The sequence below is a fragment of the Ralstonia sp. RRA genome (assembly GCF_037023145.1).
Classification (GTDB): domain Bacteria; phylum Pseudomonadota; class Gammaproteobacteria; order Burkholderiales; family Burkholderiaceae; genus Ralstonia.
Genome location: NZ_CP146092.1, coordinates 1,821,234 through 1,844,256, shown reverse-complemented (window position 1 = coordinate 1,844,256; position 23,023 = coordinate 1,821,234). Strand labels below are relative to the sequence as shown.

21 protein-coding genes are annotated in these 23,023 nt (G+C 64.8%); 14 read left to right on the top strand and 7 right to left on the bottom strand.

Going from position 1 to position 23,023, the window contains the following annotated elements; all coding sequences use genetic code 11:
- Positions 1 to 165 precede the first annotated feature (165 nt).
- Together V6657_RS26360 and V6657_RS26355 are read right to left on the bottom strand one after the other, a co-directional pair.
- Positions 166 to 1,227 (bottom strand): SDR family oxidoreductase, encoded by a 1,062-nt coding sequence (locus tag V6657_RS26360; RefSeq protein WP_048931496.1) that lies wholly within the window; start codon positions 1,225 to 1,227, stop codon positions 166 to 168.
- Positions 1,228 to 1,254: 27 nt separating this feature from the next.
- The gene (locus V6657_RS26355; RefSeq protein ID WP_048931495.1) at positions 1,255 to 2,436 is read right to left on the bottom strand and encodes an MFS transporter; all 1,182 of its coding nucleotides are present in this window, start codon (positions 2,434 to 2,436) and stop codon (positions 1,255 to 1,257) included.
- 112 nt (positions 2,437 to 2,548) lie between these two features.
- Here V6657_RS26355 and V6657_RS26350 point away from each other — a divergent pair, with 112 nt between their 5' ends.
- Together V6657_RS26350 and V6657_RS26345 are read left to right on the top strand one after the other, a co-directional pair.
- On the top strand, positions 2,549 to 3,454 hold the full coding sequence (locus V6657_RS26350) for a LysR family transcriptional regulator (protein WP_048931494.1): 906 nt from the start codon (positions 2,549 to 2,551) through the stop codon (positions 3,452 to 3,454).
- A gap of 130 nt (positions 3,455 to 3,584) precedes the next feature.
- Positions 3,585 to 4,538 (top strand): chemotaxis protein, encoded by a 954-nt coding sequence (locus tag V6657_RS26345; RefSeq protein ID WP_048931493.1) that lies wholly within the window; start codon positions 3,585 to 3,587, stop codon positions 4,536 to 4,538.
- 52 nt (positions 4,539 to 4,590) lie between these two features.
- Here V6657_RS26345 and V6657_RS26340 read toward each other — a convergent pair whose 3' ends face one another.
- Together V6657_RS26340 and V6657_RS26335 are read right to left on the bottom strand one after the other, a co-directional pair.
- Positions 4,591 to 5,109 carry a hypothetical protein gene (locus tag V6657_RS26340; protein WP_048931492.1) on the bottom strand — a complete coding sequence of 173 codons (519 nt, stop codon included), beginning with the start codon at positions 5,107 to 5,109 and terminating at the stop codon, positions 4,591 to 4,593.
- 131 nt (positions 5,110 to 5,240) lie between these two features.
- Entirely contained in the window at positions 5,241 to 6,347 is a 1,107-nt protein-coding gene (locus V6657_RS26335; RefSeq protein ID WP_048931491.1) for a putative zinc-binding metallopeptidase, read from the bottom strand.
- 245 nt (positions 6,348 to 6,592) lie between these two features.
- Here V6657_RS26335 and V6657_RS26330 point away from each other — a divergent pair, with 245 nt between their 5' ends.
- Genes V6657_RS26330 through V6657_RS26315 form a run of 4 tightly spaced genes read left to right on the top strand, consistent with a single transcriptional unit; the run spans position 6,593 to position 13,858 of the window.
- Positions 6,593 to 10,042, top strand: a complete 3,450-nt coding sequence (locus tag V6657_RS26330; RefSeq protein WP_048931490.1) for a transglutaminase family protein — start codon at positions 6,593 to 6,595, stop codon at positions 10,040 to 10,042.
- A 20-nt stretch (positions 10,043 to 10,062) separates the two neighbouring features.
- The gene (locus V6657_RS26325; protein ID WP_048931489.1) at positions 10,063 to 12,633 is read left to right on the top strand and encodes a circularly permuted type 2 ATP-grasp protein; all 2,571 of its coding nucleotides are present in this window, start codon (positions 10,063 to 10,065) and stop codon (positions 12,631 to 12,633) included.
- Positions 12,633 to 13,568, top strand: a complete 936-nt coding sequence (locus tag V6657_RS26320) for a transglutaminase family protein (RefSeq protein ID WP_048931488.1) — start codon at positions 12,633 to 12,635, stop codon at positions 13,566 to 13,568. The genes V6657_RS26325 and V6657_RS26320 overlap by 1 nt, the downstream gene beginning before the upstream one ends.
- Positions 13,565 to 13,858, top strand: a complete 294-nt coding sequence (locus V6657_RS26315; RefSeq protein ID WP_048931487.1) for a hypothetical protein — start codon at positions 13,565 to 13,567, stop codon at positions 13,856 to 13,858. The genes V6657_RS26320 and V6657_RS26315 overlap by 4 nt, the downstream gene beginning before the upstream one ends.
- Here V6657_RS26315 and V6657_RS26310 read toward each other — a convergent pair.
- The 3 genes from V6657_RS26310 to V6657_RS26300 all read right to left on the bottom strand — a co-directional run bounded on the left by V6657_RS26310 (position 13,849) and on the right by V6657_RS26300 (position 16,866).
- Positions 13,849 to 15,234 carry an LLM class flavin-dependent oxidoreductase gene (locus tag V6657_RS26310; RefSeq protein ID WP_048931486.1) on the bottom strand — a complete coding sequence of 462 codons (1,386 nt, stop codon included), beginning with the start codon at positions 15,232 to 15,234 and terminating at the stop codon, positions 13,849 to 13,851. The two genes, V6657_RS26315 and V6657_RS26310, sit on opposite strands and share 10 nt — an antisense overlap.
- 5 nt (positions 15,235 to 15,239) lie before the next feature.
- Complete coding sequence (locus V6657_RS26305; RefSeq protein ID WP_048931485.1) at positions 15,240 to 16,070, bottom strand: hypothetical protein; 831 nt, start codon at positions 16,068 to 16,070, stop codon at positions 15,240 to 15,242.
- 151 nt (positions 16,071 to 16,221) lie between these two features.
- The gene (locus tag V6657_RS26300) at positions 16,222 to 16,866 is read right to left on the bottom strand and encodes a TetR/AcrR family transcriptional regulator (RefSeq protein WP_048931484.1); all 645 of its coding nucleotides are present in this window, start codon (positions 16,864 to 16,866) and stop codon (positions 16,222 to 16,224) included.
- 130 nt (positions 16,867 to 16,996) lie between these two features.
- On the opposite strand from V6657_RS26300, the gene V6657_RS26295 reads away from it, so the two are divergent.
- From V6657_RS26295 to paaD, 8 genes are all read left to right on the top strand, one after another.
- Positions 16,997 to 17,428, top strand: coding sequence for an SgcJ/EcaC family oxidoreductase (locus V6657_RS26295; protein ID WP_048931483.1), 432 nt, complete (start codon positions 16,997 to 16,999; stop codon positions 17,426 to 17,428).
- Between the two features lie 84 nt (positions 17,429 to 17,512).
- Positions 17,513 to 17,944 carry a VOC family protein gene (locus V6657_RS26290; RefSeq protein WP_048931482.1) on the top strand — a complete coding sequence of 144 codons (432 nt, stop codon included), beginning with the start codon at positions 17,513 to 17,515 and terminating at the stop codon, positions 17,942 to 17,944.
- A gap of 233 nt (positions 17,945 to 18,177) precedes the next feature.
- Positions 18,178 to 18,705 carry an SRPBCC family protein gene (locus V6657_RS26285; RefSeq protein ID WP_048931481.1) on the top strand — a complete coding sequence of 176 codons (528 nt, stop codon included), beginning with the start codon at positions 18,178 to 18,180 and terminating at the stop codon, positions 18,703 to 18,705.
- Between the two features lie 32 nt (positions 18,706 to 18,737).
- Positions 18,738 to 20,186, top strand: coding sequence for a DHA2 family efflux MFS transporter permease subunit (locus V6657_RS26280; protein WP_048931480.1), 1,449 nt, complete (start codon positions 18,738 to 18,740; stop codon positions 20,184 to 20,186).
- Positions 20,187 to 20,338: 152 nt separating this feature from the next.
- Positions 20,339 to 21,358 carry a 1,2-phenylacetyl-CoA epoxidase subunit PaaA gene (paaA, locus tag V6657_RS26275; RefSeq protein ID WP_048931479.1) on the top strand — a complete coding sequence of 340 codons (1,020 nt, stop codon included), beginning with the start codon at positions 20,339 to 20,341 and terminating at the stop codon, positions 21,356 to 21,358.
- 11 nt (positions 21,359 to 21,369) lie between these two features.
- Positions 21,370 to 21,669, top strand: coding sequence for a 1,2-phenylacetyl-CoA epoxidase subunit PaaB (gene paaB, locus V6657_RS26270; protein WP_048931478.1), 300 nt, complete (start codon positions 21,370 to 21,372; stop codon positions 21,667 to 21,669).
- Between the two features lie 9 nt (positions 21,670 to 21,678).
- On the top strand, positions 21,679 to 22,479 hold the full coding sequence (gene paaC, locus V6657_RS26265; protein WP_048931477.1) for a 1,2-phenylacetyl-CoA epoxidase subunit PaaC: 801 nt from the start codon (positions 21,679 to 21,681) through the stop codon (positions 22,477 to 22,479).
- Entirely contained in the window at positions 22,473 to 23,012 is a 540-nt protein-coding gene (paaD, locus tag V6657_RS26260) for a 1,2-phenylacetyl-CoA epoxidase subunit PaaD (protein WP_048931476.1), read from the top strand. The genes paaC and paaD overlap by 7 nt, the downstream gene beginning before the upstream one ends.
- Positions 23,013 to 23,023 lie beyond the last annotated feature (11 nt).

The window sequence follows — 23,023 nt, the reverse complement described above, 5'->3', positions numbered from 1 at the left end:
TACAGGACTTGAACCTGCCTGCCTGCGTCGGTAAACCGGCGCTGCTCGACCCATGAGCTACCGTCCCGCCTTCACTATATCGACGCTTCCTGAGGAATCCCGAGTCGGGACATTTCCCTAGCCCGATCGGTCAGTCGGTCGGGGTGGTCGAGGCATCCGGACGCTCTAGCCCGGAATGATTTGGCGCCGCCGCAGGTCGTCGAAGATGCGCATGAACATCGCTTCCGTCTCCACGTATTCATGAAAGCCGAAGCGGCGTGCTTTGGAGCCGTCGCCAAACATGTCGTAGTCCCACGAGAAGACGAAGTCGGCAAAGCGCCACGAAGACACGTCGCGGTACGGTGTGTCGGCCAGCCTGTGCCTGGCGATCATGCTTTGCCACAGCGGTGCCTTGTCGGCCATGACGGTGTCGAGCGACAGGGGCAGTGGCGGGGCGACTTCCAGATCAAAGTAGCGCGCGATCTTGGGCCACATTTCGCTCCAGCGGAACAGATCGCCGTTGTTGATGTTGAAGGCCTGATTGGCGCAGCGCGGGTCGGTCGCGGCCCATACCGTGGCGCGGGCGAGCAGGCCGGCATCAGTCATCTCAAGCAGATGGTCGTATGCGCCGGGTTTGCCGGGAAAGCGCAGCGGCAGGCCCAGCTCTTTCGATATCGACGCGTATGTCGCAATGGCTACCGCCAGGTTCATCGGGTTGCCCAGCGCAAAGCCGCCCACCACTGACGGGCGGATGGCCGACCACGTCCACGCTTTGCCCTGCTGACGCGCTTCCAGAAAGGTCTGCTGGTCGAACATGAACTCGGGCGGCATGAAGTGCGCATCGGTTTCGCGTGCCGGGGTTTTGAAAGGCCCAAGATGACCGCCGTAGACCTTGTAGCCCTGCATCAGGCTGATGTGCGCGAGGTGCGGCGCCGCGGCTTCGATGGCGTCGACCACGTTGGTCAGCATGGCCAGGTTGGGCGGCACAAGCTCCGCCCAGGTCGGGCGGTCCTGATAGGCGGCGTAAAAGATGTGTGTGACGTTGCTGAGCGCACCGAGCTTGGCGCGGGTGTCAGCCGCATCCAGCAGGTCGACGGCGATGTGGCGGACGCGCTCGGTCGACTCGCCGCCGCGTCGCGAAAGCCCGACGATGCGCCAGTCGTCCAGCGTCGCGAGGTGGTCGATCAGATTGCGGCCGATTACGCCCTGGGCGCCCACGACGAGCGCGACTTTGTGGTGTGCAGTCATGATGGTGTGCGGTGATGTGCTGTGCGATCAGGCGGCTTGTGGGCGCTGCGTTGCGGCATCTTCAGTGCCATGCAGGCGCAGGCCGATGGCAATGAGGAGAAGCGCGCCGATGGGGGCCAGGGCGGCAACCCAAGGCAGGGCGGTCAGCCCTGGGCCATGTGAGATCACCACGCCGCCAACCCATGCACCGAGCGCATTCCCCAGGTTGAACGCCGCGATGTTGAAGCTCGATGCGATGCTCTGGCCGGCCCCCTGCGCCTTCTCCAGCACCCACATCTGCAGCGGCGGCACGGTGGAGAAGGCCACCGCGCCCAGCAGCGCTACGAACACCACGGCCCATACCTTGTCGTGCACGGCAAACGTCATCAGCGCGAGCGTCACGGCCAGGGCGACCAGGGTGCCGATGAGCGTGCCGCGCAAGTGGCGGTCTGCCAGCCGACCGCCCACCAGGTTGCCGGCGATGAGCCCGCCGCCAAACACGAGCATCACCGGCGAGACGGCGGCGCTGGTATAGCCCGTCACCTCGATGATGAGCGGCGCGATGTAGGTGAACACTGCAAACACGCCGGCATAACCGAGCACCGTGGTCAGCAGGCCGAGCAGCACGGGGCCGCGCATCAGTACGCGCATGTCCTGGCGCCAGTCGCCGGCATCCTGCGGGGCGGGTTCGTTCGGTACAAAGCGGGCGATGACGGCCAGCGCCACCACGCCAACGGCCACGATGGCCCAGAACGCGGCGCGCCAGCCATAGGCCTGGCCCAACCACGTGCCCAGCGGCACGCCCAGGATGGACGCCACCGTCAGCCCCGTGAACATGATGGCGATGGCAGAGGCGCGGCGGTTGGGTGGCACCAGGCCGGTGGCAACCACCGAGCCAACGCCGAAGAACGTGCCGTGTGCAAATGCGGTCAGCACGCGGGCGGTCATCAGTAGGGCGTAGTTGGGTGCCAGCGCACAAGCCGCGTTGCCCACCGTGAAGATGACCATGAGCCCCAGCAGCACGGCCTTGCGTGGCCACCGCGCCGTGAGCGCGGTCAGTACTGGGGCGCCCAGCACGACGCCGAACGCGTAGCCGGAGATCAGCAAGCCCGCCTGGGCGACGGTGACGTGCAGGTCTGCGCTGGCCTCCAGCAGCAACCCCATCAAAACGAATTCGGTGACGCCGATGCCAAATGCACCGGCGGTCAGGGCGAGTAAAGCGACAGGCATGGTTCGATGTCCTTGAAACTGGCCGCAGTGGCGGAATGCGGCCAAGTATGTCGACGTCGTGGCTTGTGCGATAGACTGCCTGGAAGCACAACATCTATGAATTCAAATCACAATGTCGCGGCTCGATATCAATCGCTTTGGCGAGATGGAAGTCTTCGTGCGGGTGGTGGAGCAGGGTGGGTTTTCAGCGGCCGCGCGGGCGTGCCGGATGACGCCGTCGGCGGTGAGCAAGCTGGTGGCCCGGTTGGAGGCACGGCTTGGCGTACGGCTGGTGAACCGGTCAACGCGGCGCTTTCAGCTCACGCCGGAAGGCGCGGCCTTTTATGAACGCAGCGTGGCGGTGCTAGCGGATCTGGACGAGGCAGAGCGCGAGGCTTCAGCCGGTGCGCTGCCGTCGGGGCGGTTGCGCGTCAACGCCAATGTGCCGGTGGGTACGCATCTACTGCTGCCGATCGTGCCGGCGTTTCTGGCGTGCCATCCGCAGGTGTCGCTCGACATTGCGCTGACGGATCGGGTGGTGGATCTGCTGGAAGACCGCACCGATGTTGCACTGCGCAGCGGGCCACTGAAGAGCTCCCGCTTGGTCGCGCGCAAGCTGGGGCAGACGCGGCTGATGGTGGTGGCTTCCCCCGCCTATCTGGCCCGCATGGGTACGCCGCGCACGCCGGCCGACCTGGCCAGTCACAACTGCCTGGCGTTCAGCTACGTGCGCGCGGTCAACGGCTGGCCTTTCACGAAACGGGGGCGCCGCACTGAGGTCATGCCGCAGGGCAACACGCAGATCAGCGATGGCGAGGCCCTGCGCGCGGTGGCCGTAGCCGGCCTGGGCCTGGCGCGGCTGGCTGAGTTTCAGGTGCGGGCGGATCTTGATGCCGGCCGTCTCATGCCGGTACTAGAGGATTACAACCCCGGCGAAACCGAAGATATTCACGCGGTTTATGTCGGTCAGGGCGCGCATTTGCCGGCGCGTGTACGGGCGTTTCTGGACTTTCTGGTCGCGCATGTGAAGGTTGCCTAGGCGGCCGTCTCCCCACGCAGGAAGGGCGTGGCGTTCACATTCGTAAATCCCTTCAAGTTGCCTCTTTAGTTGCATGCGGGCGTGCCGTTTACCGCCACATAACGTGTGCTTGAACGGGGGGAAGACGCAAATGTCACTGCATTCGCAACTGGAAGTCGATGAACGGACCAATCTGACGAACAACAACCGCTTTGAGCTGTTGCTGTTCCGCCTGGGCGAATCTGCGCGATCCAACCAGCGCGAAATGTTCGGCATCAACGTGTTCAAGGTGCGCGAGATCATGGTCATGCCACCTGTGACGCACGTGGCAGATGCCGGCGCCCACATCCTGGGCGCGGTGAACGTGCGCGGTCAGATCATCCCGGTGATCGACCTGGCCAGCGTGATCGGCACCAAGAACAGCAACGCCAACATCCTGCTGATTACGGAATACGCGCGTTCCACCCAGGGCTTTGCGGTGGAGGAGGTGGACGAGATCGTTCGCCTGGAGTGGAGCCAGATCTTCCCGGCCGAGGCCAGCGTGGGCAGCAGCAACATCACCAGCCTGGCGCGCCTGGACGGCAATGCCGACAACTCGCGCCTGGCGCAGGTGATTGATGTTGAGCAAATCCTGGTTGACGTGTTCCCGACCCGCCGCACTGATCTGGCCCCCGACAACGACGAGCGCCCGATCAAGCTGCCGCCGGGCGCCAAGCTGCTGGTGGCGGATGATTCCGGTCTGGCGCGTACGTTGATCGCCAACGGTCTGGAAGCCATGGGCACACCGTACGTAATGACCAAGAGCGGCCAGGAAGCCTGGGACACGCTGCAGAACATCGCACGTGACGCAGCCCGCGAAGGCAAGACCGTGCGCGACAAGATTGCGCTGGTGCTCACCGATCTGGAAATGCCCGAGATGGACGGCTTCACGCTCACGCGCAAGATCAAGACCGAGCCGGCGTTCCAGTCGATTCCGGTGGTGATTCACTCGTCGCTGTCGGGCTCGGCCAATGAAGACCACGTGCGTCGTGTCGGTGCCAATGGCTACGTCGCCAAGTTCGAGGCCAATGAACTGGCGCAGGCGATTGCGTCGGCGCTGGCCTAAGCATTGCGAATGACCGGCGGCGTGCAATGCGCCGCCGGGTATCACCTGAGCGTCACTTGCGGCTGTGGTGATCGCCGCCAAGCGGATCGACCACGATCATCGTGCGATCGAGCACGCCGTTGTCGTCAAAGAGCGCGCTGAAGTGCGCTTGCTGATAGCCGGCAATGTACATCCGGTAGGACCACGCCTCGCGCTTCATGAGCGGGTAGTACTGTGTCGGCTCGCGCGGCATGCCGAAGCGCTCGGCCACGTCATGCTTGGTCCACACACCCGGGCGTGCCTCGTAGATTTCCTTCTCGGTCAGCATCTGGCGAAAGCCGGTGAGTTTGCCGCCGCTGTCAAAATCCGCCGCATAGACCTCGTGCCCCATGGGCTGCTTCGAATAGATCCAGCGTTGCGTGCCGCCTGCAAGCTGATACGTTTCAGTGGGGGCGCCAAAGGCGGTGCGCACGGCGCTTTCCGGCTGGCCGATCATTTTTTGCGCGGTCTGCACCGGCTCCAGCGTCGCGCAGGCACCGAGCGCGAGCGCCGCCGCGCCAATCCCGATCCACTTGGTAAGTTGAGTCTGCATGGCCATCCTCCGGTGTTGAGCCGGGCCGTGCATGCCCGGCCCTGATAGTAAACGCGCCAGGTGCAGGAAATATTCCATCCGCCGGCTGCAGTTGGTGGACATCGCGTGCAGGCTGCACAACATTGGTGCGTTCAACCGGTTTTCACTGCTGAAGTGGCGATGACTCGGTGCACGAAGCGCAGCTTGTCGATCACCGGCGAGGCCAGCGTGAACGGGTAGCCGTCGGGTTGCCCGAGACTGCGGTTCAGGCTGTTGAGCACATAGGTGAGCGGAAACCAGCGGCTCATCAGATTATTGAAACTCGCCTCTTCCACCGGCGTCTGGTCGGTCAGCTCGGGCTCTTGCGGGTGGTCGGGCAGCAGGGCCAGGCCGTACGACACGGCGGTGTCCAGTGCGTCAACCATATGCAGGTAGTGCGCCCAGGTTTCGGCCCAGTCCTCCCAGGGGTGCATGGTGGCGTAGGCGCTGATGTAGTGCTGCGCCCAGTCGGCCGGCGGTCCATTGTCATAGTAGGCCTTGAGGGCGTCGGCATAGCTCGCGCGTTCATCGCCAAAACGCAGGCGGAAAGCGGCTTCCCACATTGGCTTGCCGGCAATCAGGCGGTCGAAGAAGTAGTGCCCGGATTCATGGCGGAAGTGGCCGAGCAGCGTGCGATAGGGCTCGCGCAGTTCCGTGCGGGCTTTTTCGCGCGCGGCATCGTCGGCTTCGGCAATGTTGAGCGTGATGCGGCCATGGTTGTGGCCGGTCATCACGGGCTCGCTGTCTTCCTTGCTTTGCAGAAACGCAAACTCCAACCCGGTCTCGGGGTTCTCCAGGCGCGATTCCAGTGGCAGGCCCAGCGTCATGAGCGTATAGAGCAGCCGGCGCTTGGCCACCTCCATCTTGTACCAGTAGAACCGGTTTTCCGGCACGGTCAGGTCGGGGATGGTGTCGGTGAACTGGCAGGCGCGGCACAGGGTGTCGGGCGAATCGGCGGGGATCATCCAGTTGCAGACGTTCTCGACCGCGTAGTTGTGGCACTGGCGGTAGAGCTGGCCTTGCGCATCGGGGTGCAGGCTGCGCCAGCGCTTGTCTGCGGCCTCGCCTGTCTCGGCTGTTTCTGCTGGCGCGTCGGCAGGTTCAAACGCGCTGATCTCGCCGACGTCGGGGAGGTAGCCGAGCAGGGCTTCACAGCGCTCGCAGAAGACGTTTTCGAAGAAGACGAGTTGCTGGCAACGGTTGCAGTGGAACGTTTTCATGGCGATCCAAGGACGGGGCGAAGGCTAGCGTTTGGGGTGATCGCCAACCAAGATGTTGGGATGGCAGTGACGAGCAGTCCAGCAAACGTTGTACCGCATTGGCGTGTCATACGCACGGCCGTGCACACATGGCACGATGGTCCGTCGCACCAAGCCGGGTATGCCGCACAAACGGCATGAACCTTGCTTGAACTGCCCACCGGCACCGTGCCGGCCCTACCAGTCCGAGCCATTGAGGAGTCCGTGTGTCGATCCGAGTCGCGCTGAACCACGTTACCCATTATCGCTATGACCGGCTCGTCGGGCTGTCGCCGCAGGTGGTGCGCCTGCGCCCGGCGCCGCACTGCCGCACGCCGATCCATTCGTATTCCATGCGGGTGGAGCCGGCCGAGCATTTCATCAACTGGCAGCAGGACGCCTTCGCCAACTACCAGGCGCGGCTGGTGTTTCCCGAGAAGACCACCGAGTTTAAGGTGACCATCGACCTGGTTGCCGAGATGGCGGTCTACAACCCGTTCGATTTCTTCCTGACGCCCGAGGCTGAGGAATTTCTGTTCACCTACGACGATGCGCTGGCCGCCGAGCTGGCGCCCTACCTCGTCAAGCGGGAGATGACGCCGCGTTTTGCCGCGTTTGTGGCCAGCATCGACCGCACGCCGCGTCGCACCATCGATTTCCTGGTGGAGTTGAACCAGCGTCTGCAGCAGGAGATTCGCTACCTGATCCGCATGGAGCCCGGTGTGCAGACGCCGGAAGAGACATTGGCGCTCGGCTCCGGTTCGTGCCGCGATACCGGCTGGCTGCTGGTGCAGACGCTGCGGCAATTGGGGTTGGCTGCGCGCTTCGTGTCGGGCTACCTGCTGCAATTGGTGCCTGATGTGAAGGCCGTTGACGGCCCCAGCGGTACCGAGGTCGATTTCACTGATCTGCACGCCTGGTGCGAGGTCTACCTGCCGGGCGCGGGGTGGATCGGTTTTGACCCGACCTCGGGCCTGCTGGCGGGCGAAGGGCACATCCCCGTGGCGTGCACGCCGGAGCCAGGCAGCGCAGCGCCCATCTCCGGCGCGGTCGATGAAAGCGAGGTGGAGTTCGAGCACCGCATGACCATCACGCGCGTGCTGGAAGCCCCGCGCGTGACCAAGCCCTACACCGAGGCCGACTGGGCCGATGTGGTGCAGATGGGTGCCCACGTGGATGCCCAGCTCGCGGCCATGGACGTGCGCCTGACCATGGGCGGCGAGCCCACCTTTGTGGCGGTGCGCGATCGAGATGCCGCTGAATGGAGCACCGACGCGCTGGGCCCGACGAAGCGCAGCTACGCCGTCGCGTTGATGGACAAGCTGCGCCGGCAATACGGCGCCAACGGCTTCCTGCATATCGGCCAGGGCAAGTGGTACCCCGGCGAGCAGCTGCCGCGCTGGGCGCTATCGCTCTACTGGCGTACCGATGGCCAGCCCTGCTGGGCCGACCCTACGCTGTTTGCCGACGAGCGCAACCCCGGCCACTACACCGCTGACGATGCGCAGCGCTTCATCCGCCATCTGGCGGGCAAGCTGTCGGTGGATGCGCAGTGCATTCAGCCCGCCTATGAAGACACCTTGTACTACCTGTGGCGTGAGCGGCGGCTGCCCATCAACGTTGATCCATTCGATGCGCGCCTGGACGATGAGTTGGAGCGCGTGCGCCTGCGCCGTGTGTTCGATGCGGGCCTGTCGGCTGTGACGGGCTATGTGCTGCCGCTGGCGCGCGAGCAGGATGCGGCGCTGTCAGGCCCGCGCTGGGTGACGGGCCCGTGGTTCTTCCGCGATGCGCGCATGTACCTGATGCCGGGCGATTCGCCCATGGGCTATCGCCTGCCGCTGGACTCCCTGCCGTGGGTGAGCAAGGGCGACTACCCGTATCAGCATCCCCATGATCCGTTTGGTCCAGCCACGCCGCTACGCACGGCGGCAGCGTTGCGCATGCAGTACCAGGGTGAGCGGGGCGAAGGCACCGATGGCACCGATGGCGCGGCCGAACCGTCGTCCCCGCTGGGCGTGGGCGCTGGCCAGCCAGCGGTGGAGCGTGTGCCGGCGCGAGGCGAGTCAGCCTCGTGGACGCACCGCACCGCGCTATGCGTGGAAGCGCGCGACCCAGCCCGAGCTGCTGGCCCCAAGGTCGAGCACGACGCCTTCGGCAGCGGCAAACGCCTGCTGCACGTCTTCATGCCGCCGCTGACGCAACTGGACGACTACCTTGACCTGCTGGCCGCCGTGGAGGCCACCGCTGCCGAGCTGCAGGTACAGGTCGTCATCGAAGGCTATCCGCCGCCGCGTGACCCGCGCCTGAAGCTGCTGCAGGTGACACCCGACCCCGGCGTCATCGAGGTCAACATCCACCCCGCATCCAACTGGGGCGAGCTGGTGGACCATACGGAATACCTGTACGAATCTGCCCACCAGACCTACCTGAGCACCGAGAAATTCATGCTCGACGGCCGCCATACGGGCACTGGCGGCGGTAACCACTTCGTACTGGGCGGGGCCACGCCGGCTGATAGCCCGTTCCTGCGTCGGCCGGATCTGCTCGCCAGCCTGATCGCGTACTGGCACAACCACCCATCGTTGTCGTACCTGTTCTCGGGGCTGTTCATTGGCCCGACCAGTCAGGCGCCGCGCGTGGATGAGGCGCGCAACGACCAGGTCTATGAACTGGAAATCGCCTTTGCCGAGTTGCAGCGGCAGCTTGACCGCCTTGGCGCGGTTGGCATGGGGGGCAACGGCGGTGCCCAGGTGCCGCCCTGGCTGATCGACCGCATCCTGCGCAACATCCTGATCGACGTAACCGGCAACACGCACCGCGCCGAGTTCTGCATCGACAAGCTCTACTCGCCCGACGGGCCCACTGGCCGGCTCGGCCTGCTGGAGTTGCGCGGCTTCGAGATGCCGCCGCACGCGCGCATGAGCCTGGTGCAGCAACTGCTGCTGCGCGCGCTGGTCGCTCGCTTCTGGCACACGCCGTACACCACGCGCCTGACGCGCTGGGGCACCGAGCTGCACGACCGCTTCCTGCTCGGGACGTTCGTACAGATGGATTTCGACGATGTGCTGGCGGATCTGCGTGAAGCCGGTTACGCCTTCGAGCGCCGCTGGTTTGCGCCGCATTTTTCGTTCCGCTTCCCTTTGGTGGGCGAGTTGCATACCGGCGGCATCTCGCTCACGCTGAGCGGTGCGCTTGAGCCATGGCACGTGATGGGCGAGGAGGGCTCCGCCGGCGGCACGGTGCGCTATGTCGATTCGTCGGTCGAGCGGCTGGAGGTGCGTGTGCTGGGCTTGAACGACAACCGGCACGTGGTCACGGTCAACGGTATTCCCTTGCCGCTGCAACCAACCGGCCGCGTGAGCGAGCATGTGGCGGGGGTGCGTTTTCGGGCGTGGTCGCAAGCCTCTGCGCTGCATCCGACCATCGGCGTGCACGCGCCGCTCACCTTTGACCTGGCCGACACCTGGACGGGCCGCTCGCTGGGTGGTTGCCAGTATCATGTGGCGCATCCGGGTGGACGCAACTACCAGACCTTTCCGGTCAACGCATACGAGGCGGAAAGCCGGCGGCGCGCGCGCTTCTTTACGACCGGGCATACGCCTGGGGCCCTGGAAGTGCAGGCGCAGGAGCGCAGTCTGGAATTTCCGTTTACGCTGGATCTACGCCGCCACTAGAACGCCCTGCGAACCCCACCTTGTCTGTCCAGTCGACCCTGCCGCTCGAATCCGCCGCCCCCCATGCGGATGTCCTGACCCAGCTGCGCATGCTGCCCTCGCGCGAAGGCCACTGGGATGAGTTGCGCGATGCCTCCGGTGCCCTGCGCGAGCCGTGGCGCCGCTTCTTCGCACAACTGGGTGAGGGGGGTGTCGCCGGGCTGGACCAGGCGCGCACCTCCGTGGTGCAGCAGGTGCGTGACAACGACATCAGCTACAACGTCTACGCCGACAAGGGTGAGCCGCGCCCCTGGGCGCTCGACCTGCTGCCCTTCCTGATTGACGAGACCCAATGGGCCGTGATCGAGCAGGGCGTGACGCAGCGCGCGCGACTGCTCAACGCCATCGTGGCCGATACCTACGGCCCGCAGACGTTGCTGGCGCGTGGGTTGTTACCGCCCGCGCTGGTGTTCGGCCATCCGGGCTACCTGCGTGCCGTGCGCGGCTTCACGCCACCGGGTGGGCAGTATCTGCAGATTGTGGCGGTGGACCTGGCCCGCGCGCCCGATGGCACCTGGACCGTCATGAGCCATCGCACCGAGGCACCCTCGGGCCTGGGCTATGCGTTGGAGAATCGGCTGATCGTCTCCAGCCTGTTTGCCGATGCCTTTCGCGAGCTGCACGCCACGCGCCTGGCGCCCACGTACTCCCAATTGATCGCCACACTGGCGGCTGCCGCGCGCACCACCATGCGCGGCGACGAGGCGGGTGCTTCGCCGCATATTGCGTTGCTCACGCCGGGGCCCTTCAGCGAAACCTATTTCGAGCACGCTTTTCTCGCGCGTTACCTGGGTGTGACGTTGGCCGAGGGCAAAGACCTGACGGTGCGCGGTGACAAGCTCTACCTGAAAACTTTCAATGGCCTGGAGCGCGTGCACGCCGTGCTGCGCCGTCTGGACGACGTGTTCTGTGACCCGGTGGAACTGCGTGCCGATTCCACCATCGGCGTGCCGGGCCTGCTGCAGGTGATGCGCGCGGGCAACGTGATGGTGTCGAACGTGCCGGGCGCCGGGTTTGCCGAATCGCCGGCCATGCTTGGCTTTCTGCCCGGCATTGCCGAAGCGCTGCTGGGTGAACCGCTGGCGTTACCCAGCGTGCCGACCTGGTGGTGCGGCGAAACCCTGGCCCGCAGCGAAGCGCAGACCCAACTGACCGCAGGCCTGCTGCTGCCGACCTGGCCTGGTGACAGGCCAGACGGGCCACCCGGCATGGCACAAGGCCCGCAGCCGCTGGCCAACTGGCGCGAGCGCATCGATCGCGCCCCAGAAGCCTTCACGATCCAGGCGCCGCTGCCGTATCCCTGCACGCCGCGCTACGAGGCCGGCATGCTCGCAGGCCGGCCCTCCGTGTTGCGCGTATATGCCATCGCAGATCTTTCCGGTGGCTGGCATGTCATGCCGGGTGGGTTCACGCGCCTGGCGGCCGAACGGCAGATTTCCGCGTCGATGCAGATGGGGGGCAGCAGTGTCGACACCTGGGTGTTGTCGAGCCAGCCGCAGTCGACGGCGCCGTTCACCTTGCTGCCCTCGCCAATGCGCCCGGCCGATCTGGCGCGCAAGCACCGCACCGTATCGAGCCGTGCCGCCGAGAACCTCTTCTGGTCCGGCCGCTACGGCGAGCGCGCTGAGAATGGCGTGCGCCTGTGTCGGCTGATCCTCGGCTCGCTGGAAGCCAACGACGCCGACACGATGTTCGCGACGCTGACGGAACTGGCCGCTGAATGTGGCCTGATCTTCAGCGCGGATGTGTTTGCACGCAGCAGCCCGGGCGCGTTCGAGCGCGCGTTGGTGGCAGGGCTGAGCGAGCAGTCGGGTACGACCGGTATTGGCCAATGCCTGGCCGCGCAGGCGCGTGCTTCGGGCGAGGTGCGTGGGCGGCTGTCGAATGATCACTGGCGCACCATCCTGGCCGCGCGCAACGATTTTCGCGATGGGCTTGCCCACCTGACGGCGGACGGCCAGCACGATCGCGTCGTGCTGGTCGATCTGCTGGAGCATCTGAGTACGCAGCTCTCCGCCATCAGTGGCGCGCAGGGCGATCGCATGACGCGTGATGAGGCGTGGCGCCTGCTGTTTGCCGGCCGGCACATCGAACGCGTATGGGCCATGACGACCTTGCTGCGTGTGGTGGCCGAAGAAGGCAAGCTCGCCACGGCAGAAGGGTTCGACCTGCTGCTGCAACTGTTTGACAGCACGCTCACGTACCGCTTGCTGTATCCAGGGCGGCTGGAGGTGCCGGCGCTGCTCGACCTGCTGGTGGTCGAGCCGACCAACCCGCGCGGGCTGTACGGCGTGTATGCGCGGCTGCGGACCAAGCTGGAACAGATCGAACAAGCCGCCGCTGATACACGGCGCACACCGTTCGCAGACATGCTGCCCGTGGTTGAAACGCTGCCTTCGCTCGAAGCCCTGTGCGAGACCGATGCCGATGGCCGGTACGCCAATCTGATCGATGTGTGCGATCGGCTGGGCGACTACATGGCCGCCGCCTCCAACGAGATCAGTGCGCGCTATTTCAGCCACGCCAGCACACCGACCGCGCAGGTGGCCTGATGCACGTGCACGCCGCCCTGTTGTCGATCTCGCACAGCACGGTCTACCACTACGCCACCGCAGTCGAGACCGCGCAGCATCTGGCGACCATTCGCCCGCGTGCCTGTGCGTGGCAAGAGATCGTTGCGCACCAGGAACAGATCGAGCCCTCGCCGTCGTACGTCACCAGCCGCATCGACGGCTTCGGCAACGATGTGCTGTATTTCGCGCTCGACACGCCGCACGACAGCCTGCTGCTGAAGAGCGAAACTACCGTGCGCCTGCTGCCGCGCTGGAGCGGCTTGGATCCGGCCGCCACGCCGGCGTGGGAATCGGTGGCGCAGCGCCTGCGCTATCAGGCGGGCTCGGCGTTCTATCCGGAGGCGGAGTTCTGCTTTGCTTCCCCCAACATTGCGCTGCGCCCTGAGCTGCACGCCTATGCGCGGCAGAGCTTCAGGCCCGGCATGGCGGTGGTGGCGGGTGCCATCGACCTGATGCATCGCATCCATGCCGACTTTGAATACGCGCCCACCGCTACGGCTTTTGATACCCCGGCCGCGCAAGCATTTGTGCTGCGCCGGGGCGTTTGCCAGGACTTTGCACAGGTGATGATCGGTTGCCTGCGCGCGCTGGGTTTGCCCGCGCGCTACGTGAGCGGCTACCTGCGCACCGAGCCACCGGCCGGGCAGCCGCGCCTGATTGGCGCCGATGCGTCGCACGCGTGGGTGTCGGTGTTCTGCCCGGAAAGCGGCTGGGTGGATCTGGACCCGACCAATGATGTGCTGGCCGATCTGGATCACGTCACGCTGGCCATCGGGCGGGATTACAGCGATGTCTCACTGCTGCGCGGCATGATCCTGGGCGGCGGTGAGCATCAGGTGGACGTTGCAGTCAGCGTGCAGGAAGTCCGGCCGCATGAGGGGCCCGGCGATGTCGTGCAGTGGGGAGCATCATGAAAAACAACATCTCTTGGCAGGACCTGCCTGATCCGGCCGATGTGTCAGGCGTCTTCGCTTTCGCCATGTCATTCAACGGCTATGAAGAGCTGGGCTCGTTTGAGGCGTGCACCAGCGCCGCACGCGAGCGCCGGCGCGCCTCGCTTGCCGATTTGCGCAATGAACTGTTCTGCGCAGCGCGGGCGTCGCGCCATGCTGGGTCAACGGGCTACCTGGGCACGTATGAAGCGTTGCTGCCGCTCTTCCAGCGCATGCTGGGTGCCCCCGCGGGCGACGGCGCTCAGGGTTGATCCGCCAACGTTGCCAGGGCGTGCTGCCGACGTTGCGCCCCGGGGTGTGCGTCCGGCAGCCTGTCAACGCCGAACAGTTTGCGGCGCAGCGTGCCTGGTGCGTAGGCGGTCTTGTAGACGCCGCGGTTCTGCAGTTCCGGCACCACGAGGTCGATAAAGTCCGCGTAGCTTTCCGGCGTGACGGTGCGCGCCAGGTTGAAGCCATCGATGCCGGTTTCCTCCACCCATTGCTGTAGGGCGTCGGCCACCTGCTGCGGATCACCCACGATGGTCACGTAGCGACCGCCCAAGGCGAGTTGATCGAGCAGGCGGCGCACGGTGAACTGCGTGTCGCCGCCGGTCGCGCGGCGAATGGACGACTCGATCGCGTTCGTCTTTACCGGGCGCAGCGGATCATCCAGCGCATAGGTCGAATAGTCGACGCCCGAGCCGGCCGAGAAATGCGCGAGGCCAGCTTCCGCGCTCGCATAGCGCTGATACTCGGCCAGCTTCTCGCGCGCGAGCTTTTCTGTCTTGTCGACAACGACGGTGATGCCCATGAAGACCTTGACGTCGTTGGCGTCGCGCCCGGCCTGCACAGCCGCCTGCCGCAACTGCGTGACCTGATCCCGCGTGGCTGATCGGCTCTGGCCAGACAGGAACACGCACTCTGCATGCTGGCCGGCAAACGTCTGCCCGCGCGCAGAAGACCCCGCTTGAAACAGCACCGGCGTGCGTTGTGGAGAGGGCTCGCTCAGGTGATAGCCCTCCACGTTGTAGTAGCGGCCATGGTGGTGGATGCGATGCACCTTGTCGGGTTGCGCAAACACGCGCGCTGCGCGGTCACGCAGCACGGCGTCGTCTTCCCAGCTGCCTTCCCATAGCTGGTAGACCACATCGAGAAACTCATCGGCACGGTCGTAACGCTCGTCGTGCGCGATCTGTTCGCGCAGACCCATGGCGCGGGCAGCGCTGTCCAGATAACCGGTGACGATGTTCCAACCGACGCGCCCGTCGGTCAGGTGATCGAGCGTGGAAAAGCGCCGCGCAAACAGGTACGGCGCTTCATACGTCAGGTTGACGGTCAGGCCGAAACCGAGATGCTCCGTCACGCCCGCCATGGCCGAGACGAGCATCAACGGGTCGTTCACCGGCAACTGGATCGACTCGCGCAGCGTGAGGTCGGCCGATTGCTGGTAGACGTCGTACACGCCCACGATATCGGCGATGAACAAGCCGTCGAACAGGCCACGCTCCAGCAGCTTGGCAAGATCGGTCCAGTAGCTGAGCTTGCGGTAGTCGGCAGAGTTGTCGCGCGGGTGCGTCCACAAGCCGTGGTTGATGTGGCCCACGCAGTTCATGTTGAACGCGTTGAGCAGGATTTGCTTCTTGGTCATCGTGCTCAGGCGCCCAGGCTGGTGAGGGTGGGCAGCGCATCAGCGGGGCGCTGCAGCAGCACGCCAAGGATTTCGCGCCGCCATGCGTCGTAAAGCGGAACATAGTTGCGCGTATCGATGCCGGCCGCGCGTTCGTTCAGCGCCCATGATTCACGCAGGTAGTCGCCCAGGAGTACTTGCAGCTTGTCGTCGGCTTCCAGCACTTCGCCAACGAGTTGCTCGCGCTGCGCGTCGGAGGCGGCATTGAGCTTGTTGTGCCACCACTCGGTGATGAGGATGCGGTGCACCTCTTCGTCCGGCATGATGCGGTTCTCGGCAAAGTCGCGGTTGGCGAGATCGAGCACACGCGAAGTGCGCCGGTTGACCTGCAGCCGCGCGAGGATGTGATGCTCGTAGTGGAACTCCCACGCCAGGAAGGCAGCCTGGCTGGTCAGCGGGTAGTCGCCCAGGATGTCCCAGTGGTGGCGTACGTCTTGCGCAATGCGGTCGATCTGGTCGTGCCCGGACAGCACACGGATGCGCTCGCGCGAGGCCACGGCATGAAAGCCGTCGTCGCCAATCTGTCGTGAGAGCGCGAGCTGGAAGTCGGGCTCGTCGCGAAACAGCCGGTCCAGGCCGGCGCTTGCCAGTTGCACGATGAAGAGATCGTGCGCGGCGTTCCACAGCGCGTAGTCAATCACTCCTTCCCGTTCTTCTGGGGTTTGCGCATCGCGCGGTGGTTCTGTGCGCGAGGGCGGCAGGTGCGGCGCGTGCACGGCGGCGACGCGGTCAAAGAGGTCTTTCTCCAGCGCCGCGCCATAGCGCGCGGGCGTCGTTTCGAGGTGGGTTTGGGTCACGTTGACATCCTGGTCGCGGAGGTTGGCTCCGGTGGATCGGTGTGCGCAGCCGCCGGGTGGGCGGGCGCGACAAGGCTGTCATCGTTGCATTGAAGGCGGCGCAGACGAACGAAGCGTTGCGCATGTCGTCAGAACCTGCGCGCAGAAACGGCTACAGGCCGTTCTCAACCATCTCCACTACGCGCAGGGCGATGGCGCCCGTCTGCTCGGGTGGGCGGCCGCGTAGCGGGCCGTCGATGATGAGCAGCGCTAGCCCATGCACCGCAGACCATGCGAGGTATTCAGCGCCCGGGCGGCGCTCGGCTGGGAGCACGCCGGCGGCGGTCATGCGGTCGAGTGCCAGGCCTAGCAACTGGAACGGGTTCAGCCCGCTGTTGCCGGCCTTGTCCGGGTCGGCGTCGTTCTCCACTTCATCGGGCACGGCAAACGCGGTGCGGAACAGGCCGGTCTCCATTTGCGCAAAGCGCAGGTAACCCACGCCGATGGCGCGCAAGGAGGCGCGGGCCTGCGCCTCTTCCGGCCAGGTGGGGTCGATTGCATCCAGTTCCGTTTCCATCGCGCGTGCCAATGCTGCCAGCGCCGCCGCGCGCACCTCCTGCAGCAAATCCAGTCGCCCGGCGAAGTGCCGGTAGGCCGCATTCGGTGCAACGCCAGCGCGGCGCGTTGCCTCGCGCAGCACGATGGCATCTGGGCCGCCGGCACGCGCCAGCTCAATGCCGGCGTCGAGCAGTGCGCGCCGCAAATCGCCGTGGCGATAGGTCGATCGCGCGGGCGGGCGGGGTGGTTCCTGGGTCATGCAATCTCCGCAAGCTTTATGTGGACACTGTCCATTATGTCTGCTATCTTTTGTGGACAGTGTTCACAAGTCAACACTAGACGCAGTGGCCGTAGATTCCAAGGTGCTTTTTTCTTCATCGGAGGCCGACATGACAACTGCAACAAATGCCGCGAATGATGAAGCGCAGTTGCGTGCGCTGATCGAGGAGTGGGCCGCCGCCGTGCGCGCCAAGGACGTGGACGCTGTGATGCGTCACTACGCGCCCGATGTGGTGGTGTTTGATGTCATGCCGCCGCTGTTTGTGAAGGGTGTCGATGCCTACCGGCGCAACTGGCAGGGCTGGTTCGATGCGCTGGAAGGGCAGGCAGATTTCCAGTTTGTCGAGTTGCACCTTGAGGTGAGCGGCGACTTGGCCTATTGCTTCAGCGTGAACCGCCTGCGTGCGCGCTATCGCGATGGCGCGAAGCATGATGCGCAAACGCGTGCCACGGTGTGCTTCCGCAAGATCGATGGCCGCTGGCTGGTGGTGCACGAGCACGCCTCCGTGCCAATGCCGGTGCCCGAACCGGCGTGCAATTGACAGCGTCCGTTGATGAGAGGCTTCCCCCCGACCGCGTGACCCAACACGCGGCGTTGCAGTCCCTACCTACCCCAAGGAGTTGTGATGCAAATTCAACCGTATCTGTTTTTCGAAGGCCGTTGTGAGGAAGCGCTCGAGTTCTACAAGAAGACGCTTGGCGCCAAGGTTGATGTGGTGATGCACTACAAGGATGCGCCCAAGGATGCGCAACCCACCGCCGAGCAGTGTGGCGGCATGGCACCCCCGCTCGACAAGGTGATGCACGCAGCCTTCCGCGTGGGTGAAACGCAGGTCCTGGCATCCGACGGCATGGCTTCGGGCAAGGCCGATTTCAAGGGCTTCGGCCTGTCGGTGAGCGTGGCTGACAAGGCCGAGGCTGAGCGCACGTTCAAGGCGCTGGGTGACGGTGGTCAGGTGACGATGCCGATGTCGGAAACCTTCTTTGCCAACGCATTTGGCATGGTGACCGATCGTTTTGGGATCACGTGGATGGTGATCGCACCCAAGCCGATGTAACCGGCGCTGGGCACTGGAATGCGGCCACCCAGCGGTGGCCGCTCCACACAAAGCCTTGGGAAAGCCTGCCTTGGCATTGGGTGATTGTCCGGTGCTAGACTGCGTGCTCACCCGGGCCTTACCAATATCAACGAAACCACCCCTGGGTGACCGGCCGCTCTGGCCGCGACCTTTCGCCTGACCCGCGCGAGAGGTCCTTCACCTGCCGCCCCCAATTCTTGGAGACTCTCTTCATGCTGAAGATCATTGCGATCGTCATCGTCGTTGCCATTGTTGCCGTGCTTGGGTTTGCGGCCACGCGGCCAGACAGCTTTCGCGTGCAGCGCGAGGTCGACATCAAGGCGCCGCCCGAAAAGGTGTTTGCCTTGATCGACGATTTCCACCACTGGACCGCCTGGTCGCCGTGGGAAAAGCTCGACCCGGCAATGAAGCGCATCTACGGCGGCCCGACCAATGGCAAGGGCGCGAATTATGCGTGGGAAGGCTCCAGCAAGGTCGGCGCCGGGCGCATGGAGATCGTCGATTCCTCCTCGCCCGCACGCATCCAGATCCAATTGGATTTCCTGAAACCCTTCGAAGCCCACAACACAGCGGAATTCACGCTGAGGCCTGCGGGCGATCTCACCCATGTGACCTGGGCCATGTACGGCCCGAGCCCATTCATCTCGAAGGTAATGGGCCTGTTCTTCAGCATGGACGCGGTGATCGGCAAGGACTTCGAGGCCGGTCTCGCCAATCTCAAATCGGCTGCGGAATCCTGAGAGGAGTCGCAGCACATCAAAGGAGTGGTTCCATGACGCATGGCATCGACGAACGCAAGCGCTGGCTTGCCCTCATCGTGCTCTGCCTGGGCGTGCTGATGATCGTGCTGGACACGACCATCGTGAACGTCGCACTGCCGTCCATCCGGGCGGATCTGGGCTTTTCCGAAACCTCGCTGGTGTGGGTGGTCAACGCCTACATGCTGACCTTTGGCGGCTTCCTGCTGCTGGGCGGGCGACTGGGCGACCTATTCGGGCATCGCAAGCTGTTCTTGCTGGGGATCACGCTGTTCACGCTGGCTTCGGCGGCGTGCGGGCTGGCGAACTCGCAAGGGTTGCTGATTGCGGCGCGTGCGGTCCAGGGGCTGGGCGGGGCCGTGGTGTCGGCGGTGTCGCTGTCGCTCATCATGAATCTGTTCACCTCGCCGGCGGACCGTGCGAAGGCGATGGGCATCTACGGCTTCGTGTGCGCAGGCGGCGGCAGCATCGGCGTGTTGCTGGGCGGGCTGCTGACCAGCGCGCTGAGCTGGCACTGGATCTTCCTGGTCAACCTGCCGATCGGTGTGGCGGTGTACGCCGCGTGCGTGGCGCTGCTGCCGGCCGGCAAACCGCTGGCGGATCGCGCCAAGCTGGATGTGGCGGGCGCCATTTCGGTGACGACATCGCTCATGCTGGCGGTGTACGCCATCGTGCACGGTAACGACGTCGGTTGGACGTCCACGCAAACGCTTGCCCAGTTGGGGATCGCCGTTGCGTTGATGGTCGCGTTTCTCGTCATTGAATCGCGCGTGTCGCATCCGCTCATGCCGCTGCACATGTTCGCGCTGCGCAATGTGGCCACGGCCAACGTGGTGGGCGTGCTGTGGGCGGCGGCGATGTTCGCGTGGTTCTTCATCTCGGCGCTCTACATGCAGCGCGTGCTGAACTACAGCGCCATGCAGGTGGGGCTGGCCTTCCTGCCGGCCAATATCATCATGGCGGTGTTCTCGCTGGGGCTGTCGGCCAAGCTGGTGATGCGCTTTGGCATTCGGGCGCCGCTGTCGCTGGGCTTGCTGGTGGCGGCCGTCGGGCTGATGCTGTTTGCGCGCGCGCCGGCCGGCGGCAACTTCATGCTGGACGTGCTGCCGGGCATGCTGCTGCTGGGCCTGGGTGCAGGCGTGGCCTTCAACCCGGTGCTGCTGGCGGCGATGAGCGATGTCGCGCCGGATGAATCTGGCCTGGCTTCGGGCGTGGTCAACACGTCATTCATGATGGGTGGCGCATTGGGGCTGGCGATTCTCGCAAGCCTGGCGGCAGCCCGCACGAACAACCTGACTGCTGCAGGAGCCGATGCGGCCACCGCACTCAATGGCGGCTATCACCTGGCCTTCCTGCTGGGGGCCATTGCGGCTGTGCTGGCTTCTGCACTGGCCGGCGCCTTCGTGCGGACACGTGCACACGCGCACACACAGGATCAGGCGTCCTCCGCCGCCTCCATCTAAGCTGATTCACACTGCATGTCTCAATCGAGGCATGCGGTGTAATCCGTTATTGACCGACCGGTCGGACGGTTTATAATCGATCCAGCTCCGGCATGACCTGAATGGCGGGGCACGCACATCCAGCACTCCCCAACGCGGGGCCGGAGGATCGTATGTACACCCAAAGCCTGGACCAGCCTGGCGGCTTGCCCACCGAACAGGAGCTGGCCGCTGTGCCGCAAGGCGAAGCCGAATTGCAGGCGCGCTTTGACGCGCGCATCGGTGCTGACCACAAGATCGAACCGCAGGACTGGATGCCCGCGCCGTACCGCAAGACGCTATTGCGGCAGATTTCGCAGCACGCGCATTCAGAGGTGGTGGGCATGCTGCCCGAGGGCAACTGGATCAGCCGTGCGCCGTCGCTCAAGCGCAAGGCCATCCTCCTGGCCAAGGTGCAGGACGAGGCGGGTCATGGTCTCTATCTCTACTCCGCCGCCGAAACGCTCGGCAGTACGCGCGACGAGATGATCGACGCGCTGCACGAAGGGCGCGCCAAGTATTCCTCCATCTTCAACTACCCGACGCTGTCGTGGGCAGACGTGGGCGTGATCGGCTGGCTGGTGGACGGCGCGGCCATCATGAACCAGGTGCCGCTGTGCCGTTGCTCGTACGGTCCGTATGCACGCGCCATGATCCGCATCTGCAAGGAAGAGTCGTTCCACCAGCGCCAGGGCTTTGAGTCGCTACTGACCATGATGGGCGGCACGCAACCGCAGCGCGACATGGTGCAGGAGGCCGTCAACCGCTGGTGGTTTCCGGTGCTGATGATGTTTGGGCCGCCTGATACCGCATCGCCCAACAGCGCGCAGACTATGGCCTGGGGCATCAAACGTATCTCGAACGATGACTTGCGCCAGCGCTTTGTCGACGCGACCGTCGAGCAGGCGCGTGTGTTGGGCGTGACGTTGCCTGACCCAGGGCTCACGTGGAATGAGGCGAGTGGCCATTACGATTTCTCGCCGCTGGACTGGTCCGAATTCAAGCGTGTGCTTGACGGCCATGGCCCCTGCAACCGTGAGCGCCTTGTCACCCGCAAGCGCGCGCATGAAGAAGGCGAGTGGGTGCGCGAAGCCGCGCTTGCCTATGCACGCAAACAGGCCGAACGTGCGGCCGCCACCGAACAAGCCGCCTGAGGAGCCACAGCATGAGTACAACCACGCATCAACACGAATGGCCGCTGTGGGAAGTGTTTATCCGCAGCAAGCAGGGCCTGGAGCACAAGCACTGCGGCAGCCTGCATGCAGTCGATGCCAAGCAGGCGTTGCAGATGGCGCGCGACGTCTATACGCGCCGGCAGGAGGGCGTCTCGATCTGGGTCGTGCCATCGGCCGCCATCACCGCCAGCGAGCCCGATGACAAGCCCATGCTGTTCGACCCGATGGCCGACAAGATCTACCGGCACCCGACGTTCTATCGGCTGCCCGATGAAGTCAACCACATGTGAGCCGTGGCGATGACTTCCAACGCGCATCTGCAGTACATCCTGCGTCTGGCCGACAACGCACTCATTCTTGGTCAGCGCAACGCTGAGTGGACGGGGCGTGGCCCCGTGCTTGAAGAGGACATTGCACTGTCCAACCTGAGCCTCGATTTGATCGGTCAGGCGCGACTGCTCTATACACATGCCGGCCAGCTTGAAGGCGCTCTGACGGGCACGCTGCGCACCGAAGACGACTACGCCTACTTGCGTGCAGAGAGCGCGTTCCGCAACTACACACTGCTCGAACTGCCCCATGCGGGGCCACTGGTTGCCACATCTGCTGCGGCGCGCGACTACGCAGTCACCATCGTCCGCCACTTCCTATATGCCGCGTTGATGGTGCCGTTGTGGGAGGCACTGGCCGCATCTAAGGATGCAGAATTGGCCGCCATCGCCGCCAAGTCGGTCAAGGAGATGCGCTATCACCTCGCGCACACGCGTGACTGGCTGGTGCGCTTTGGCGATGGCACCGAGGTGTCGCATGCACGCGCCCAGGCGGCGCTCAACTGGTTGATGCCCTACACCAACGAGTTTTTTGCCGCTGATGCCATCGAGGATGCCATGGCCGATGCCGGCATTGGCGTGCGCGTTGCCGATCTGCAGGCTGCATGGCAGGCAACGGTGAACGACGCGCTGGCTGAGGCCACACTTGCCTTGCCCGAGTCCGGCCCCTACGTCAGCACCGGAAAACACGGCGAGCACTCCGAGCACATGGGCTATCTGCTGGCTGAAATGCAGGGGCTGGCGCGCCAGTTTCCGGGGGCATCGTGGTAGTCGAGCCCGTTGCTTCCGCCGATGTGGTCACACGGCTTGCACGCGCCCGAGCCGCGCTGGACGCCGTGACCGACCCGGAGATCCCCGTCGTCACGATTGCTGAACTGGGCATCCTGCGCGACGTGCAGATCGACGGCAGTGGCACCGTGGTGGCAACCATCACGCCCACCTATTCCGGCTGCCCGGCGATGGACCAGATTGCCGACGACGTGAGCCGCGCGCTGCAGACGGCGGATGTGGGTGCATATCGTGTGTGCACCGTGCTCTCGCCAGCGTGGACGACCGATTGGATCACGCCCGAAGGGCACCGCAAGCTGCGTGACTTCGGTATTGCACCGCCGGCCCACGTGGTGACGGTGGGCAACGCGCGCCCGATTCGCCTGATGCGCCCGGCGCAGGGCGAGCACATCGCCTGCCCGCAATGCGGCTCGCACGACACGGTGCTCATCTCCGCCTTCGGTTCGACCGCGTGCAAGGCGCTGTACCGTTGCCGTGCATGCCGTGAGCCGTTCGACTACTTCAAGCCCTACTGAACGAAACGATC